Source organism: Bradyrhizobium genosp. A, assembly GCF_049949275.1.
GTDB lineage: Bacteria > Pseudomonadota > Alphaproteobacteria > Rhizobiales > Xanthobacteraceae > Bradyrhizobium.
In genome coordinates, this window is the sequence record NZ_CP188196.1 from 5,033,708 (window position 1) to 5,050,876 (window position 17,169).

A 17,169-nucleotide genomic window follows, 5' to 3' on the forward strand; every position below is an offset into this window, starting at 1 on the left:
GGAAATGTGACACAATGATACTAATGCTATCGTCGTAGCTTGATCAAGCCTAATCTCGCGAGTAATGATCGCAACGGCCGCCCTACTTCTGGCTTTGCCGCTGCCCGGAGACGCCGAGCACGATGCGTAGCTTTCCGCCCTGCGTCGATGCCGAGGGCGCCTGGATGACCAGCTCGTCGACGAACAGAAACGGCATACCCGACTCGAGGTCGTACAAAAGCGGCTGAAGTTGAACGGGATCAATTTCAAGGCTCGACGTTGCGGTGATGAAACCTGCTTTCGACTTCGGCCCGAGGAGATCGACCTGCGACGACAGTGTATTGCCGTTCACCCGCTTCGTCGCGGCCGCGACGCGCTGGAGCAACGCGGCGCCGGCGAGCGAGGCACTGCTGCCCTCGAGAAAGGGTGAACCCGGCGGGACGCCAACGTTGGCCCGCGCGGCCGGCGCCCGCTCCGGGCCTCGCACCTCCAGCCGATCGAGGATCTCGGCGGCCGCTCCCACAGCGTTACGCCGCTCCAATATGTCGAGCGCCGTGCCGATCGTGGCAAACAGAAACAGTGCGATCAGCGCGACATAGGCGGCAGCCGCCGCGATCGGAAACCGTCCGAGAAGCGCCTGGATTTTCTGCATGCCGATCATGTGCCGGACCCAAAATATGGCTTGAGCTTTGTTTCAATGTGAAAGCGCTCGCCCGGCTCATTGGCGGCGTGTGTCGTCGGCGCGAAAAAGCCCGCGCTGGAAAATTGCGGCGATTGCTCCAGGATCGAGATCAGCGACGGCGCATCGCGGGTGACCCCGACGATCTGCAACTTGTCGCCTTCGATCCGGACTTCGGTCGCATAAGTATCCTGGGGCAGCAGCGCCGAGAGCGCATCAATCACAATCACGCTGGCGGCTGTGCTCTGCTTGCGGCGGATCAATAGCTCGAGCGGGCTGCCACCCGCGCCGGTCTGATTGCCCCGCATGATCGCGCGCCGCTCCGAAATCCGCTGTTGGATCTGCTGGGCTTGGGTGTCATAGGAATCGGCGACGAACCCGCCGAACCCAAACGACAGCATCGCCAGCACACCGGTCGTCGCGAGCGTTGCGACGAGGCCGGTTCGCAGCCGGCGGTTTTCAGCCTGCTTGCCGCTGCGCTGGTCCAGCACGACGATCCGCCCGTGATCCGATGTCACGGTCGAGATCTCGACAGCGGCGGCGCCCAGATCGGAGAACGCCTGCGCCAGAGAATCCGCCGCCGCGCGCCCGGTCGTCACCACCGTGGTTTCGATGCGATCACCGCCTATGTCATGCGGCGGCGTCCAGTGGAATAGCGCTTCGCTCGCGGTCCAAGGTGTGATGCGATCGATCTGCGCCCGGATGATGCCGTCGAGGAACTCGGCGGCACGACCGGGCAGCTCGATGGGACGGAACACGAAGCGGGATGGCTGCAGCCGCAATTCGACCACACCGCCGCGAACCGCGGCAGCCCATTGCGCAGACAGCTCTTTGCCGATCGCACCATCCGCCGTGTCGACGGGACAGGGAGCGAGATCGCCGTCCGCGGTTTTCATTCCTGGCGCGAGCCGCATTGCGAAGGCGCCGGCCTCATCCTCCGCGACCTCGATGCGGCGGACCGGCTTGACATGAGCAAGCCGGTCGCTCACGACGCCTGCGACCGTGTCGATCCACAAGGATAGCGCTGCCGTAATATCACTCACCAGGCTCATCGCTGCGCCGCTCCTGTCGCTGGATCGATCTCATCCCGCCATGTGAACACCCGGTACGCCATCTTCGCGCCGGGTCCGGGAAGCATAATGACCCCTTCCGACGAGCTCTTTCGACCGTCGGGTAGAATGATCTGCATGCGAATGCGATAGGCATCGCTCCCGGCCACCGTTGCACCGGCCACCCTGCCGCCGAGCGCGCCCAGCACGAATTCCGGATCATTTGTCGGCAACGAGTTCGCGCTGATTCAGGAATGCGTCGAGCTTTGCGGAGGTCATCTCGGGCAACGCGGCAATGACTTGCGGAGCGGCATCCAGCACATTGATCCCCGCAGTTCCGCTGTACACCGTCAAGTATGGCCGTACCCGCTCCAAAAGCGCCGCAGGCAGGCCCAGCACGAGCGAGAGCTCATCGACGCTGCTGAAGGGAGCATGGCGTGGCAGGTAGCTCAATCCGGAGGCGATGTAGAGAGCGTCCTCACTGTCCTGGCCGTTGTGTCTTGGCGCGCTCCGCCACGCGACAACCCGGTCGGCAAATTGGCTGGCCGAATCGGGCTCGACGCCGACGGCTGCGAACAGCCCACCGATCATCGACCGAGGGGCCATGTTGAGATTGATGCGTGCCGACTCCGCCTGATACTCGACCGTCACTCTCGCGTTCGCCAGCCCGAAGGCAAAGCCGCCATGCGTCGGGCGCGAAACCGTTGCGGGAGCCGACAGCCTGTAAGCGGTCAACTCGATGCCGGCTGTCGATACCATCTGGAGCTGCGTGGGCGCATCGAACACGGCGAGCGCGATGGCCGATTGCGTCATGTACACCGAGCCCACGATGGCGAGCGCAGCGAGCGCGGCAAGCAGCCACAAGGCCGCGACCACGATGAAGCCACGCTCGCCCACGCGCGAAGCGCCTTCCTTGGCAAAGGTCACGGTCACCTGACCTCCGAACCGTTGTTGTTGCGCGCCTGGGTGTCCGGCGGCGGCGCGTCATTGGCCTGCTCGGATTGCGGCGGGCCTGTATCGGCACGGACCGGCGTCGCGGTCGACAGCACGACCTTGCCTTCGGCGTCGTGAAGGTCAAAGCGGACCACCGTCGGCAGGCTCGCCCAGCTGGGCCAGTTGCCGGTCCACCCACCGCGCGGGCCGGCAAAGGCAAAAGTGATACGAAGCGGACCGCGCAGCAACACGACCGGATCCGCGAACGGTATCGGATCAACCAATGGATCCCCGGTCGGGAGCAGGACGAAAGGCGCGCGCGTTCGCACCAGCGCCCGGCCATTGCGGTCGCTCGTTTCGGCAATCCGCACGATCTCCAAGCCCGGGAGGTTGTTCGGACCGAGTGCCGAGCGCACGAAGGTAACGGCTGCCTCGTCACCTCGAAACAGCACCGCACTGCTCGTTCGATCGGCCGTCACGAACTCGGCCGCGGACAGGTCTGCCGCCAGGCGATCAAGCGCGATCGTGACCTGCTCGTTGCGCTGGGTCTGGAGCAGCCCGCGATTCCAGGGTGGCAACCACTCCCCGGTCACGCTCGCCAGCGCGCCGAGGACCAATCCCATCAGCGCAATGGCGACGAGGGCCTCGAACATGGTGAAGCCCGCAGTCGATCTCCACACCGTGCGCCGGGACGACGTCATTGGCGTTCCTCCCGGTATTGCAGGCGCACGGTCTCCAGCGAGACGATCGCACCGGTCGGCGATTGCACCCGCAGCTCGATGCGTCGCGGGATGAACGGCGAATCCGCCACCGCCGTCTCGTCATCCACGAACGGCGAGATCCGCATCTGCCAGCGATAGCCGGCCTCCCTGCCTACAAGCTCGGTCGGAAGCGGCTGACCGCCCTGCGGCAGGCGGGATGCGATCAGCCGCGCCGTCTGCATCAATGCGGTATGCTGCTCGAGCTGCTGCGCGCCGCGCACGTTCCTGGCGACAAGCGAGCCGATCGCGGCGAGCACGATCGACACCAGCGCCAATGCGACCACCGCCTCGATCATCGTGAAGCCGGCTTCACTGTGACGCCTGGACGATATCCTGCGCGACAATGTCTATCCCTCCCGTCAACCAGTTCACCCGCACATCGAACCCGCTGCCGAACCGCGTCAACCGTATCGTTCCGCCGCATGACATCCCGCTCGGAAGGAACGTGATGGTCGAAGGCACCTCCCGGCCGTTGCAGCGCTGCGGCAGCAGCGCATCGAACGCGACGTCGTCCGGCACCCTGACGAATCTCGCGCTCGAACCGGCCCGGACGGATCGCCCGGGCGCATCGACCACGGCGCCGAACGATAGGCGGCGTGCCAGCGCCGCATTGCGATCGGCCTTGAGCAAGGTGGCGATCTGGATCGCATAGGCTTCCAGCTTCGGCCGCGACGTCGATATCGGCATGCGCGGCAGCGAGATGGCAACGAGCAGCGCCATGATCGCGAGCACGCAGACCATCTCCAGCAGCGTGAAACCCGCCTCGCCGCTACTTCGCAGCCGAGGTGATATCGCTGGCCGTTCCCGTTCCCCCTTCCTGGCCATCCGAACCGAGCGAACGGATTTCGTAAGGATCCTTCTCCCCGGGCTGCTTGTAGACATAAGGATTGCCCCATGGATCGTTGGGAACGCTGCCGCCCTTCACATAGGGCCCATTCCAGGACGTCACGCCGCTGACCGGGCTCGCGAGCGCGGCCAGCCCCTCCGAGCTTGTCGGAAAGCGGCCGGCATCGAGATAGAACAGGTCGAGCGCGCTGCCAAAACTCTGGATCTGGATTTTTGCGGCCTTGACGCGGGACTCGCTGAGATAGTTGAGCACGCGCGGACCGACCAGAGCCATGATCATGCCGATGATGGTGATCACGACCAGCATCTCGACCAGCGTAAAACCCTCCTCCCCGCGACGGCGCCGACGCCGCCGCGGCGGAGCGAACAGGCTCCTCCTCGAAAAGCGGATCATGCGTGCCCTCCCTTGTTCATCCGACAACTTGCGTAACTGACAGCAGCGCCGTCATGACCGACACGATCAATCCGCCGACGACGACGCTGATGAGGATGATCGCCGCAGGGCCGATGATGGCCACGACGCGATCGAGCTGGCGCTGCAGCTTCTCCTCGTAGAATTCCGCGACCCGGCCCGACAACGTCGGCAGCTGGCCGGTCTCCTCGCCGAGCCGCAACATGCGCACCGCGACCGGCGGCAAAACTGCCGAGGCGGCCAGCGCTTCCGCGAGCCTGCCGCCATGGCGCACGCGGTCGGCCATCGCCGCCCATGCCGGTACGTCCCCGGTGGCCGTCATGATGTCAATCAGGATGCGCAGGGTGGCGGTCAGCGTCACGCCGCTGCCGAGCAGGATACCGAGATTACGCGAGAACAGCGCGGCGCGATGAAATTCGACGACCGTTGAGATCACCGGCAGCCTTGCGAGCTGCGTCACGACGCTCGCACGAACCGCAGGCCTGCGCCAGGCCAGCCAGCCGCCGATCACGACGATGCCGACCACGGCGCCCACCTCCAGGCCATGGCCGCGCAGCACGTCGGACAGAGCAAGGAAGACCTCGATGACCGGATCCGTCTTCGCGTTGAAGTCCCGCAGCACCGCGGAAAATTGTGGCAGCACGAACGTCACGAAGAAGATCAGCACGCCCCCGGCCGCGAGCAGTACGAAGGCCGGATACTGCAAGGCTCCTGTCACCTTGCGGCGCAAGGCCTCGGCCCGCGTTCGCTCGATCCCGATCGTTTCCAGGATGTGATCGAGCCCGCCGGACATCTCTCCGACTCGGACGAGGGCGACATACATTGCTGGAAACAGCGTTGGTTCGCGCCCGAGCGCCTCGGCAAAGCTCTCGCCGGACATGATCGCATTCTTGATGTCGTTGATGACCGGACGCAGCCGGCCGACATCCATGTCGCTGGCCAGCAGTTCGAGCGCATCGTTGAGGCGCGCGCCCGCCTTCAACAGCAAAGCAAGATCGCGGGTGAAGATAGTGACATCCGCCGGGCCAGGTCTTGACAGCGACAGCGAGGCCAGCGACAGCGACCAGCCCCTGGCCTCTTCCTCGGGGCCGGCATCGATCGCGACCAGCCCGAGATATTCAATGCGCTGGGCAACCTCGGCGAGATCAGCCGCGGTGATCGAGCCGGAAACGACCTCGCCCTTCTGTGTCAGCGCGCGATAGCGGAAGTTCGGCATCTCGTCACCGTACGGTGGTCACGCGAAGGATCTCTGCCGCCGAGGTCATGCCCGACAGGCACTTGGCAAGGCCGTCCTCGATCATCGTCGTCATGCCGTTGCGAATGGCGACCTTGTCGATGGATTCCCAGTCGGACTGCTCCTCGACCAGCGCGCGAACTTCCTCGTTCATCTCCAGCACCTCGAACACGCCGATACGGCCACGGTAGCCGACGCCGCCGCAGCGCTCACAGCCGGCTGGTTCGAAGATGACATTGCCGACGGCGAGACCCACTGCCGTGTAGCGCGGATCGGCCTCGACGTCGGCATGGGTCAGCGGCCGGCTGGTCTTGCAGCGGTCGCAGAGCTGGCGCACCAGGCGCTGCGCGATCACCGCGCGCAAGGTCGAGCGCAGCAGGAACGCTTCGACACCGAGATCGAGCAGACGCGGGACAGCGGCTGCCGCTGTCTCGGTGTGCAGCGTGGTCAGCACCAAATGGCCGGTAAGCGCGGCGTGGATGGCGACATGCGCCGTCTCGGAGTCGCGGACCTCGCCGACCATGATCACATCAGGATCCTGGCGTACGAAGGAGCGCAGCGCGGTCGCAAAGGTCAGGCCGATCGACGGCTTGGCCTGGGACTGGGAGATGCCGGGAATTTCATATTCGACGGGATCTTCGATGGTCAGGATCTTCCGCGTCGGCTCGTTGAGCAGCGACAGCACGGTCGCGAGCGTCGTGGTCTTGCCGCTGCCGGTCGGTCCGGTGACGATGATCATGCCGTGCGGCAAGGCGAGCATGCGCCGCAATTTGGCCTGATCGCTCGCGAGGAAGCCGAGCTTGTCGATCGACAGTAGGGCGCGGTCACGTGGCAGCAGGCGGATGACGGCGGACTCGCCATGCTGCGTCGGCATGATCGCGACGCGCACGTCGAGCTCCGAACGTGCAGCACGCACACGCGCGCCACCGTCCTGCGGCAGCCGACGCTCGGCGATGTTGAGGCCCGCCAAAATCTTGATGCGGGAAATCACCGCCGCCGGCGGAACGCCGTTTGGCGTCGCAACAACGCGCAGGAGACCGTCGACCCGCATCCGTACCACCAGCGACGTGCGCCCAGGCTCGATGTGGATATCGCTGGCGCGTAGCTCCACCGCTGTCTCGAACATGTCGTTGACGGCCCGGACGACGGGCGCCCCGCTGGCGAGGTCGCGCAGATTGTCAATGTCATCGTCTTGCACCGCGGCACTGACGGTATTGTCGGTGCTGCCGGCCTCCTCATCGCCGAGCCGCTGGTCGAGCACGGTGGCAATGTCCTCGAACGAAGCCACTTTGATGATAGGGGCCGTGCCGAGCACGATCCCCGCCGCCTGGATCGACGCCCGGTCTGTCGGGTCGGCCAGCACGAGCACCGGCGCTCCGCCGGCTGGCTGACACGGAAACACTGCCATCTCGCGCAGGAACCGGCGGGAGAACTGCTGCACCCGGGATTCCGCTACCATCATCTCCTGAAGCGCAATGCGCGGGAGCTCAAAGAACAGCGCGACCTCGTCGGCAAACTCGCTGGCCGACAATTCGCTCATTTCCCACAGCTTGCGGAGACCACCCTCAGTGGGGCCGGACCCGTTCAGCCTGCCGAGCTTGGTCCCGTCCGCCTTCAGGCCGGCCTTTTGGCTGAAACGAGCTGCGAACTCGTGCGCATTCGGGGAAGCCATGAACGTCTACCGGAAACTCTGACAGCCGCCCAAAGCGGCGAGCGCGCCGTTTACCTTACTTCTTCGGTCGGAAATGTGACGTTTCGATCCGCGGCACTGCATATGGCCAGCCCGTTCCAACCGCGGCGCCAATGAACGCCCTTGATATTCCTCCGCGATTTTTGCTCGATATACGTGAATGTGTAACATATCTTATTGTGATTGTCTCACCGCAGGGAACATTGATAACACATCACTGTCACAGGAGAGAGTTAAGCAAGCGTCATTCGGCCCGACCCGCCCCGAATGGCGGCAACGGGCGGCGCGTGAGTGGGGTCGATAGTGAGCCGAACAGCATTCCGGATCGGCTTGGTTGTCCAGTGCTTGCTGATCTCCATGTTGCTCGGATCGTGCAACACCGTGGGCAACATCGCCGAGGCCGACAGCAACAAGGACCCTGACGTCTTCGACAAGGTCCGCTCGGTCGACCTGTTGCCGCGTTATCCAAACCAGCTGCCGCAACGCCAGCTCAGCACCGGCCCCAAGGCCAAGACCGCAATCTACGCCGCGGACCCTGGCGACGATACGCCGACTGCCGTGTCGGCGCAGGCAGCAACGACCAGCGCAGACCGGTTCGAGCTGAATTTCGACAATTCGCCCATTGCCTCCGTCGCCAAGATTGTTCTCGGCGACATCCTCGGCGTTGGCTATGTCATCGACCCGCGCGTTCAGGGCAATATCAGCCTGTCGTCGGGCCGGGCGATCCCCAAGACCGATGTCGTGTTCGCGCTCGAGAACGCGCTTCGTCTGGTCGGCGTTGCGCTGGTGCGCGACGACACCGGCTACCGGTTGATGCCCCAACCCGATGCGGTCGGGGTCGGCACGGCGGATGCGGCAGACCGCATGACGCCCGGCTACGGCATCACCATCGTGCCGCTTCAATATGTCTCCGCCCAGACCGTCATGAAGCTGGCCGACAGCTTTGCGACCAAGCAAGGCATGATCCGCGCCGACACCAGCCGCAATCTCATCCTGATCCAGGGCACCGGAAGCGAACGCCGCAACGCGGTCGACCTCGTGCTCAGCTTCGACGCGGACTTCCTGAAGGGACAGTCCGTCGGCATCTTCCCGGTGCAGAACAGCAATCCGGGACCGATCATCGCCGAGCTTGATAAGATCGTGGATTCCGGCGAAGGCGGCATGACGCAGGGCGTCATCAAGTTCCAGTCGATCGCCCGCATGAACGCGGTCCTCGCGGTGACACGGAAGCCGGAATTGCTGAGCCGCGTCGAGACCTGGATTCACCGCCTCGACACCACCAATACCGGACGATCGGCGGTCCACGTCTACCGCGTGAAATTCGGCGACGCTAAACAGATCGCACGTGTACTGAACGATGTCTTCGGCGGCAGCGGCTCATCTAGCTCCTCGTCATCTCCGCTGGACAGCCCGGCCGGACAAGTCGCGCCCGGCTCCGGCGTGTCGGCGAGCTCGAGCGGCGGCTCAGCGCTCAACCGCCTGTCAGCCTCACCCACCGGCCAATCGGGCTCCGGAGGTTTTGGATCGAGCGGCCGGAGCGGCGGCGGAAGCGCGACCACGGCAGACGCGTCATCGAGCAATCAGGGCGGGTACGGTTCAAGCTCCGGTGCGCAAGGCGGCGGTGGCCTGTTCGACAACTCAGCCTCGGGCCAAGGCGGCGGACGATCCGGACCCGGCGGAGCCGGCGTTCTCGACGGCGTTCGCATCACAGCCGACAGTGTCAACAACACGCTCCTGATCTATGCGAGCCAGGAGCAGTACCGCACCATCGAACAGACGATCAAGGAGGTCGACCAGCCCCAGCTTCAGGTCGCGATCGACGCCACGATCGCCGAGGTGACGCTGACGGACGACCTGCAATACGGCATCCAGTCCTACATCATGAGCGGCGATTTCGGACTCAAGCCCAACACCGGCTCGTTCGGTTTCAACGGGGCGACCTCGGTTGTCGCCGCGGCAGCCGACGTTGCGCTCCAGCGCGCCATTCCCGGCTTCAACTTTCTGGTCGGCTCTGCGCAGACGCCGAGGGCGGTGCTCAACGCCTTGCATGCAATTACGGACGTCAAGGTACTGTCCAATCCCTCCGTCGTCGTGATCGACAACCAGATCGCGACGCTCCAGGTCGGCGACGAGATCCCGATCCAGACCGGAAGCGCGACCGTGCTGACCGGCAGCAACACCATCGCCAACACCACCGACTATCGCAGCACCGGCATTATCCTGCGCGTGGTCCCACGGATCAACGCCAACGGCAATGTCAGGCTCGACGTCGAGCAGGAGATCTCCAACCCCGTCAGCAACTCGTCGTCCGGTTCCTCCTCGAGCTCGACCAACTCGCTGACGCCGACGGTGTCGACCCGCAAGGTGCGCAGCTCGGTTGCCGTCGCCAGCGGGCAGACGGTGCTGCTTGCCGGCCTGATCAGCGACAGCCAAACCAAGTCTCGGGCGGGCATTCCCGTGCTCGACCAGATTCCCGGCCTCGGCGAGACCGTGTTCGGGCAGACCGACAAGCAGGTCAAGCGCACCGAGCTGATCATCTTCATCCGTCCGCAGATCATCCGCGACGGTGCCGATGCGCATTTCGTCGCCGAGGAGCTGCGCACCAAGCTGCGCGGCACGATCAACGCGATCGGGCCGAAGCAGACCGCCCCGACCACCTACCGCTGACCCTCGGGACGGATTTGATGATCAAGTCGAGCCCGCTTCTCGTTCTCGCGACTATCCTGGCAATCATCTCGGTTGGACCAGCCCGTGCGGATACGCTCGGCGCCGGAAGCGCGGCGTTCTCCCACAGCGACTACAGCCGGGCCGCCCGTCTATTGATGCCGCTGGCCGAACGCGGAAACGCCCGCGCCCAGGCCATGGTCGGCTTCATGTACGCAACCGGCCAGGGACTTCCGCAGGCCAATGACGCCGCGGGCTATTGGTACCGGCTGGCTGCCGAACAGGGCGACACCACCGCGCAATATCTGCTTGGCCTCGCCTACGACAAAGGCCAGGGCGTTCCGCAGGACGACGTGGCCGCCTACAAATGGCTCAACCTCGCCGCGGCGAATTCCCCAAAGCGCACGCGCGAGAATTTCGCCAAGCTGCGCAACGCGGTAGCCTCGAAAATGAGCCGCAGCCAGATCGCAGCCGGCCAATGGCACGCGCTGCGATGGCCCGAGGACTCGCCGTTCTGAGCGGTCTCGCGAGCGCAACCGTGTCGCAGCCGCGGCCGCACCTGAGGGGTTTACCCCGCCTGCGCATTCGTATCGATAACATTTAGATAACATAATCGCACGGTAGTAACGTTACGGAACATTATGCCCGATTCCGCCCGCGTGAGGCGGGGCAATATTAGTCAGTGAATGTCCGAGCCAAATCAAGCGAAGACCCCGTCGAAGGCCGTGACCCGGCGCATGATCGTTGCCGCGGCGGCCACGATCGCGACGCGGCCGAACAGCATGACGCGTGGAATTTTATCATCTGAAGCTCGCAAGCCATGACGTGATCTATGCCGAGGGCGCGCCTTGCGAATCCCTGCTGCTCGTCGACGAAACGATGAGCAATTCGTCGCTCTATCTGCGCAAGCACGGAGAAACGCAGGACGAACACTGCGAACCGATCCTCGGTAATGGCCTGCGGTCCCAAATCATGACTGAAGTCAAAGGCCTGTTGCCGCCGTCGCAGGGCGAGCGGCAACTGGACCGGGTCCGCGCCCGGCTCGATGCCCGTGCGGCCGCCCTCGCCGTGCAGCAGCCAGAAACGGTGGCCTGACATCGATCATCGACAGCGACGGCGGCCGCACTTTGTAGCTGTGATCGCGTTGGGAGTGGGCGCCCGCTGGGTGCCTAGCCCGGACGTGATTCCATGCCGCCGGACCCAAGCCGCGGCGGCCCCGTCCGACCAGCGGAAGCTGTGAACCAGCCCGGTATATCCCTGTGGATAGACTGTGGAGAGGTCGCGCCACAGCGTGCCCTACGGGCCCGAAAAACTTCAGCAATCTGAAGGAAATGTGGGGCGCTCGGAGGGCGAGCCTTTCCGACTGATTTTCAGCAGCTTAGCTGGAGCGCTCCGAGGCTAAGGTGCCTTATCGAGGCCGGCGATGCTCTTCAATTTTGATGTAGCAACCGCGCGCAACGGCGAGGCGGACAGCCACAGTATTGCATCGTCACGGCACATGCACCAAATGAGTCTGGGAGGCAGGCACTCATTGCTCCAGGAGGGCGAGCGTGGCCAGCGAAAGGGTAAGCGAAGAGCTCCCCGTGATCGCGCGCTTCGAGGTGCGCCGCCGCGACTACCTCGCGCCAGACGGCTCGGCAAACCGGCCGCTCCCCGCCTTCGCCACCGATGCCAAGCTGCTTGTCGCGCTGTATCGCGCCATGGTGCTGCTCCGGCATTTTGACCGCAAGGCTGTCGCATTGCAGCGCACCGGCCGGCTCGGGACCTATGCGGTCTCGCTCGGCCAGGAAGCAGTCTCGGTCGGGATGGCGAGTGCGATGCAAGAAGAAGACGTGCTGGTACCCTCGTATCGCGACAACGGCGCCCTGATTTGGCGTGGCGTCAAGTTGGAGGAGATCCTGTTGTTTTGGGGTGGGGACGAGCGCGGCAATGACTTCTCGGGGCCGGTGCATGATTTCCCGTTTTGCGTCCCTGTCGGATCTCAGGCGCCGCATGCCGCCGGCGTCGCCTATGCCTTCAAGCTGCGCAAGGAACCGCGTGTCGCCGTGTGCATGTTCGGCGACGGCGCCACCTCGAAAGGCGATGTCTACGAAGCGATGAATTTCGCCGGCGTGCACAAATTGCCGATCGTGTTCGTCGCCGTCAACAATCAATGGGCCATATCGGTGCCGTTGCGGCTGCAGACCGGGTCGGAAACGCTGGCGCAAAAGGCCATCGCCGCCGGCTTCACCGGCGAGCAGGTAGATGGGAATGACGTTGTGGCGCTACGCGCTGCGGCCGCAGAAGCCATTGCCGCGGCCCGCGACGGCAAAGGCCCTCGCTTCATCGAGGCGGTCACCTACCGGCTCGGCGATCATACAACCTCCGATGACGCATCCCGCTATCGTTCGGCGGAGGAAGTCCAGGCTCATTGGAAGCAAGAGCCGATTGCGCGGCTTAGGTCTTATCTTGTTCGCCAAAAAATGTGGAGCAAGGCAGACGAGGAGCAACTGGCGGCCGAGTGCCATGAGCGTATCGAGGCGGCGGTCGAGCGCTATCTGACGACGCCGCCACGCCGTCCCGAGACCATGTTCGATCACCTCTATGCCGACCTGCCCGAGGCCTACGCCGCGCAACGTCGCGAACTCTCGGGAGAGCACGATGACTGAGATAACGTTGGTCGAAGCCATCAATCTGGCGCTCGGACGCGCGATGGAGGATGATCCGGCCGTGGTCGTTCTCGGGGAGGATATCGGCGTCGACGGCGGCGTCTTCCGCGCCACCGTGGGCCTGCAGAAGCGCTTTGGTTCGGAGCGCGTCCTGGATACGCCGCTTGCCGAGCTCCTCATTGGCGGTCTTTGCGTCGGCATGGCGGCGCAGGGGCTCAAACCCGTCGGCGAGATCCAGTTTATGGGATTTATCTATCCCTGCCTGGATCAACTGGTGAACCATGCATCGAGAATGCGCAATCGCACCCAGGGACGCCTCACCTGCCCGATGGTTCTGCGCACGCCGCATGGAGCCGGCATTCGCGCGCCTGAGCATCATTCCGAAAGCACCGAGGCGATGCTCGCCCACATTCCCGGCTTGCGAGTTGTCATGCCTTCGTCGCCGGAACGCGCCTACGGTCTTCTCCTCGCCGCGATCCGCGATCCAGATCCGGTGGTGTTTCTGGAGCCAACGCGGCTGTATCGCGCGGCGAAAGGCGAGGTGGAGGACAATGGCGAAGCCTTGCCGCTGGATCGTGCCTTTGTCCTGCGGGAAGGTCGCGACGTCACATTGATCAGCTGGGGCGCGGTGTTGAAGGAGACCATGGCCGCGGCCGATGCGCTTTCCGCCGAGGGCATCGCTGCAGAGGTCGTCGATCTTGCCACCCTGAAGCCTTATGATGAAAACACCGTGCTCAGTTCGGTCGCGAAGACCGGGCGCTGCGTCATTGTGCACGAAGCGGCACGTACCGGCGGATTTGGAGCCGAGATTGCCGCGACGATCGCTGAGCGTGGCCTGTCCTCGCTGCTCGCGCCGGTGACGCGTGTCAGCGGCTACGACACCGTCATCCCGATGGCACGCCTCGAGCAACACTATATGCCTTCTGTTGAACGCATCACGACCGCAACACGCAAAGTGTGTCAATTCAGCTAAATCTCGACGGACGTTGTCCCATGCGCCAATTCGTGCTGCCGGACCTGGGAGAAGGTCTTGAAGAGGCGGAGATCGTCACCTGGCATGTCACCGAGGGCGATCACGTCGTCACCGATCAGCCGCTCCTCTCCGTGGAAACCGACAAGGCGGTCGTTGAGATACCATCGCCGTCGAGCGGACGCATCGCGCACCTGTTCGGCAACAAGGGAGACATCGTGAAGGTCGGCGCGCCGCTCCTCGAGTTTGCCGAGGGCGCCGAGCAGGACACCGGCACGATTGTCGGCGAACTCGGCAGGGACGAACATCCGCCAGCTGCAGGAATTTCCCTCGAGCGACCGACCGGGCAACAGCCCCAGGTGTTTCCAGCTGTGCGCGCACTCGCGCGCAAGCTCGATGTCGATCTTGAGAGCGTGGAGGCCACGGGGCCCGGCGGCACGATCACGCGGGCCGATGTCGAACGGGCTGCGAAGAGCACGCCCGAATCCGGGTTCGCCGAGCCCATGCGCGGCATGCGACGCGCAATGGCCCAACGCATGACGGCAGCCCACGCGCAAATCGTCCCCGCCACCGTGACGGATGAAGCCGATATCGACGACTGGCCGACGGGCGAGGACGTGACAATCCGCCTGGTGCGGGCCATCGCCGTCGCCTGCAAGGCCGAACCCGCGCTCAATGCCTGGTATAATTCCACCACGGGAGAGCGTCGCCTGATTCCGCGCGTCGATCTCGGGATTGCCGTCGACACCGAGGGGGGACTTATCGTTCCCGTGTTGCGCAATGTCGCAGAGCGCAGCGTGTCGGATTTGCGGGCCGGTCTCGACCGCCTGCGGGCTGATGCAATCGCGCGCTCGATTCCCCCGGAGGAGCTGCGCGGCGCGACCATTTCGCTGTCGAATTTCGGGATGATCGGAGGCCGGTTTGCCAATCTGATCATCGTGCCGCCGCAAGCGGCCATCATAGGAGCGGGACGAATTTCCCCGCGGGCGGTAGCGCATCGGGGCCAGCCTGCGGTGAGGCGTTTGTTGCCGTTGTCGCTCACCTTTGACCATCGCATCGTGACCGGGGGCGAAGCCGCTCGCTTCCTGGTTGCGCTCAAGTCGGATCTTGAGCTGATGTCGTGAAAATCGACCATGGCGTCGAGTTCCACCACGACCTGAGCGCTGGACGAGCGCTCCGCCAAGTGGTTTTGACGTCCCGGCGGTGGCGCGCCCCGTCAAAGGGCGTATAATTGCAATCTCCTTCGCGCAAAATGATCAACCTGCCGTGGAGGCGGTCATGAAATATGTGCTGCTCGGAAATCTAAGCCCGGAGTGGGCAAGCAAGCAGTCGGAGCGAGTTGGCAAGGCCAAGGCGAAGCTCGACAAACTCGGCATCAAGATCGAGTCGATCCACTACACGCAGGGCTACTACGATTTCGTCGACGTCGTCGATGCCCCGACGCCGGAGGCCGTTCTTGCGTTTTCCGTCTGGTATTCCAACCAGGGTCTGGGCCGAATCCAAAGCATGCCGGCCTTTGAAGCAAAGACCTTTGAAGCGGCAGTTAAGAACGCTGCGGGCTGAGACCGGTTGGAAGGTCGATTGTGCTAGGAGCTGAGCCACCCGTTGCGCGAGTGGCGCTGAGAATCGAATTTGTTCGAGTGTCTCACCGCCGCCAGCGGAGGACCCAAACCGGCACGAAATCGGGCCCGCTTCCCGCCCGATGCGTCCGCCACTCATAAGGTGGTGGCGGTTCCGATAATTGTACTGCGCAACCATCGATGGGCGGGCACATCGTCAAAGCGCCGATGCCAGCTCATCACGCTCTGCAGAACTGGAGCTTCGAACGGCAGCTCCCTCATCTCGATCGGATAGGCGCGGCGGAACTCCATCGCCAGCTTGCGTCCGAGGATGGCGACCAGGTTCGATTGCACCAGAACCGCCCCCGCGGAGAGATAGGGCACGTCGGAGACGACAAAGCGGGTGTTCTTTCGTGCCTTCAAGAACGCATCCACAAACTCCAAATTCTCCCCGCTCGAGCTGATCCCCAGATGCCGAAGTTCGGCAAGCGACGCCGCCGTCAACCGCTTTCGTAGCGCCGGATGGCCACTCCGGAGCACGGCCACGAAGCGATCCTCGATGAGCTGTTGCGAGGCGAACCGCTCTCCATCGATAGCCCGGCCCGACAACGCAAGATCGAGCTCGCCGCGGTCCAATCGATCCGTGAGATTCAGGGTCCCGCTGGGTACGAGTGACAGTCGCACGCCCGGTGCTTGCGCGCGCACCGCGGCCAAGATCGGCCCCACCGCGACCACGGCTGCATAGTTGTTCACCGCAATCGTGAAGCGCCGGTCCGCCGTCGAGGGGTCGAAGGTGTCACCCTCGACCGCGAGCTGCAGCTCGTTGAGTGCCTTGCGAACGGGAAGCGCCAGCTGCTCGGCTCTCGGAGTCGGGCTCATTCCCGCGGGTGTGCGGATGAACAGCTTGTCCTTCAACGCATGGCGCAGCCGGTTGAGCGCGTGACTGACGGCCGGCTGGCTGATGGCGAGGCTGTCTGCGGCGCGCACGACGCTGCGCTCGCGCAGCACGGCGTCGAACACCAGGAGCAGATTGAGATCGAGGTTGCGGAGTCTCATGGGCTTCGATGCACCGTGTGAATTTGGGAATTATGTCAATTCATTTGAATAATAGACCCACCGCGCCCAACCTCAAGTCATGTCAATACGCTCGCCATACGAGATCGTCGCGCGGCCGGCACGCACCACCGCAAAGGTCACCGTCGCAGTCATTGCCGGGCCGGACGCCACGCTGGTTGCGACGCCTGAGGAGCTACGCCGCTGGCGCCGCCTGACGCCGCTCGCTTCGTGGTCCCCCGTTTCCGTCCGCGGTGCCCTTCCCGATAAAAACTTGCCCGATGAGATTTTGCACGGCGTTGCCGCTGAGCTGGCGCGGCAAGACCTCGAGGCACACCAATTGATCCTGCTTGCAGAGGGTAAGGCGGCCCGCGCCGCGCTCGAACTCGTGCTGCAGGGAGCCATCGACTGTGCCGGCCTGCTTGCGATTGCCGTTCCCTGTACGGCGCTGTCGTTTCGCATCGTCCGCGCCGCCGCTGCTATCCGGCTCGTCGTGCGGCGTCAGGATCGCGAGGACTCGCCGGTTGATCTCATCACCGCGCTCCACGCCGCCGATATCGACGCGCGGATCGTCGGATTCGATTCGGCCGCAGCGAACGGCGCAAGAGCCGCGGCGAGCGCAGCCGAAACCTTCGTCCTGGAGCTGGTCGCAAATGCCAGCCGCCAAAGCCGTCATTATGGAGTGTGAAGCG

19 protein-coding genes are annotated in these 17,169 nt (G+C 64.2%); 8 read left to right on the forward strand and 11 right to left on the reverse strand.

Translation table 11 applies throughout. The annotated features are described in order from the left end of the window. Window positions 1–82: 82 nt before the first annotated feature. From gspM to ACP2YP_RS23480, 10 genes are read right to left on the reverse strand one after another with little or no spacing between them, the layout of a single operon-like run. The gene (gene gspM / locus ACP2YP_RS23435; RefSeq protein ID WP_426418695.1) at window positions 83–640 is read right to left on the reverse strand and encodes a type II secretion system protein GspM; all 558 of its coding nucleotides are present in this window, start codon (window positions 638–640) and stop codon (window positions 83–85) included. Beyond that, window positions 637–1,710, reverse strand: a complete 1,074-nt coding sequence (locus ACP2YP_RS23440; protein ID WP_426418696.1) for a PilN domain-containing protein — start codon at window positions 1,708–1,710, stop codon at window positions 637–639. The genes gspM and ACP2YP_RS23440 overlap by 4 nt, the downstream gene beginning before the upstream one ends. Further along, window positions 1,707–1,940 carry a hypothetical protein gene (locus ACP2YP_RS23445; protein ID WP_426418697.1) on the reverse strand — a complete coding sequence of 78 codons (234 nt, stop codon included), beginning with the start codon at window positions 1,938–1,940 and terminating at the stop codon, window positions 1,707–1,709. Before ACP2YP_RS23445 ends, ACP2YP_RS23440 begins: the two co-directional genes overlap by 4 nt. Continuing rightward, on the reverse strand, window positions 1,927–2,640 hold the full coding sequence (locus ACP2YP_RS23450; RefSeq protein ID WP_426418698.1) for a general secretion pathway protein GspK: 714 nt from the start codon (window positions 2,638–2,640) through the stop codon (window positions 1,927–1,929). Before ACP2YP_RS23450 ends, ACP2YP_RS23445 begins: the two co-directional genes overlap by 14 nt. Next, on the reverse strand, window positions 2,637–3,341 hold the full coding sequence (locus ACP2YP_RS23455) for a PulJ/GspJ family protein (RefSeq protein ID WP_426418699.1): 705 nt from the start codon (window positions 3,339–3,341) through the stop codon (window positions 2,637–2,639). Before ACP2YP_RS23455 ends, ACP2YP_RS23450 begins: the two co-directional genes overlap by 4 nt. Next, on the reverse strand, window positions 3,338–3,745 hold the full coding sequence (locus ACP2YP_RS23460) for a prepilin-type N-terminal cleavage/methylation domain-containing protein (RefSeq protein ID WP_426418700.1): 408 nt from the start codon (window positions 3,743–3,745) through the stop codon (window positions 3,338–3,340). The genes ACP2YP_RS23455 and ACP2YP_RS23460 overlap by 4 nt, the downstream gene beginning before the upstream one ends. Beyond that, window positions 3,711–4,142 carry a pilus assembly FimT family protein gene (locus ACP2YP_RS23465; RefSeq protein WP_426418701.1) on the reverse strand — a complete coding sequence of 144 codons (432 nt, stop codon included), beginning with the start codon at window positions 4,140–4,142 and terminating at the stop codon, window positions 3,711–3,713. Before ACP2YP_RS23465 ends, ACP2YP_RS23460 begins: the two co-directional genes overlap by 35 nt. A 28-nt stretch (window positions 4,143–4,170) precedes the next feature. Continuing rightward, window positions 4,171–4,641 (reverse strand): type II secretion system major pseudopilin GspG, encoded by a 471-nt coding sequence (gspG, locus tag ACP2YP_RS23470; RefSeq protein ID WP_426418702.1) that lies wholly within the window; start codon window positions 4,639–4,641, stop codon window positions 4,171–4,173. A gap of 16 nt (window positions 4,642–4,657) precedes the next feature. After that, complete coding sequence (locus tag ACP2YP_RS23475; RefSeq protein WP_426418703.1) at window positions 4,658–5,875, reverse strand: type II secretion system F family protein; 1,218 nt, start codon at window positions 5,873–5,875, stop codon at window positions 4,658–4,660. Window positions 5,876–5,879: 4 nt separating this feature from the next. Then, the gene (locus ACP2YP_RS23480; RefSeq protein WP_426418704.1) at window positions 5,880–7,565 is read right to left on the reverse strand and encodes a GspE/PulE family protein; all 1,686 of its coding nucleotides are present in this window, start codon (window positions 7,563–7,565) and stop codon (window positions 5,880–5,882) included. A gap of 375 nt (window positions 7,566–7,940) precedes the next feature. On the opposite strand from ACP2YP_RS23480, the gene gspD reads away from it, so the two are divergent. The 7 genes from gspD (at window position 7,941) to ACP2YP_RS23515 (ending at window position 15,428) form a co-directional block, all read left to right on the forward strand. Beyond that, window positions 7,941–10,250 (forward strand): type II secretion system secretin GspD, encoded by a 2,310-nt coding sequence (gene gspD / locus ACP2YP_RS23485; protein ID WP_426418705.1) that lies wholly within the window; start codon window positions 7,941–7,943, stop codon window positions 10,248–10,250. Window positions 10,251–10,267: 17 nt separating this feature from the next. Further along, entirely contained in the window at window positions 10,268–10,765 is a 498-nt protein-coding gene (locus tag ACP2YP_RS23490; RefSeq protein WP_426418706.1) for a tetratricopeptide repeat protein, read from the forward strand. 271 nt (window positions 10,766–11,036) lie between these two features. Continuing rightward, window positions 11,037–11,342, forward strand: a complete 306-nt coding sequence (locus tag ACP2YP_RS23495) for a hypothetical protein (protein ID WP_426418707.1) — start codon at window positions 11,037–11,039, stop codon at window positions 11,340–11,342. A 488-nt stretch (window positions 11,343–11,830) separates the two neighbouring features. Further along, window positions 11,831–12,895 carry a pyruvate dehydrogenase (acetyl-transferring) E1 component subunit alpha gene (gene pdhA, locus ACP2YP_RS23500; protein WP_426418708.1) on the forward strand — a complete coding sequence of 355 codons (1,065 nt, stop codon included), beginning with the start codon at window positions 11,831–11,833 and terminating at the stop codon, window positions 12,893–12,895. Continuing rightward, a complete protein-coding gene (locus ACP2YP_RS23505) occupies window positions 12,888–13,868 on the forward strand; it encodes an alpha-ketoacid dehydrogenase subunit beta (RefSeq protein WP_426426239.1) in 981 nt (326 codons plus the stop codon). The genes pdhA and ACP2YP_RS23505 overlap by 8 nt, the downstream gene beginning before the upstream one ends. 20 nt (window positions 13,869–13,888) lie before the next feature. Beyond that, window positions 13,889–14,989: a dihydrolipoamide acetyltransferase family protein gene (locus ACP2YP_RS23510; RefSeq protein WP_426418709.1), complete on the forward strand. Its 1,101-nt coding sequence runs from the start codon at window positions 13,889–13,891 to the stop codon at window positions 14,987–14,989. 154 nt (window positions 14,990–15,143) lie between these two features. Continuing rightward, complete coding sequence (locus ACP2YP_RS23515) at window positions 15,144–15,428, forward strand: GYD domain-containing protein (protein WP_426418710.1); 285 nt, start codon at window positions 15,144–15,146, stop codon at window positions 15,426–15,428. 152 nt (window positions 15,429–15,580) lie between these two features. On the opposite strand, the gene ACP2YP_RS23520 is transcribed toward ACP2YP_RS23515, so the two are convergent. Then, the gene (locus ACP2YP_RS23520) at window positions 15,581–16,444 is read right to left on the reverse strand and encodes a LysR family transcriptional regulator (protein WP_426418711.1); all 864 of its coding nucleotides are present in this window, start codon (window positions 16,442–16,444) and stop codon (window positions 15,581–15,583) included. Between the two features lie 322 nt (window positions 16,445–16,766). On the opposite strand from ACP2YP_RS23520, the gene ACP2YP_RS23525 reads away from it, so the two are divergent. After that, complete coding sequence (locus ACP2YP_RS23525) at window positions 16,767–17,165, forward strand: hypothetical protein (protein WP_426418712.1); 399 nt, start codon at window positions 16,767–16,769, stop codon at window positions 17,163–17,165. The last annotated feature ends 4 nt before the right edge of the window (window positions 17,166–17,169 follow it).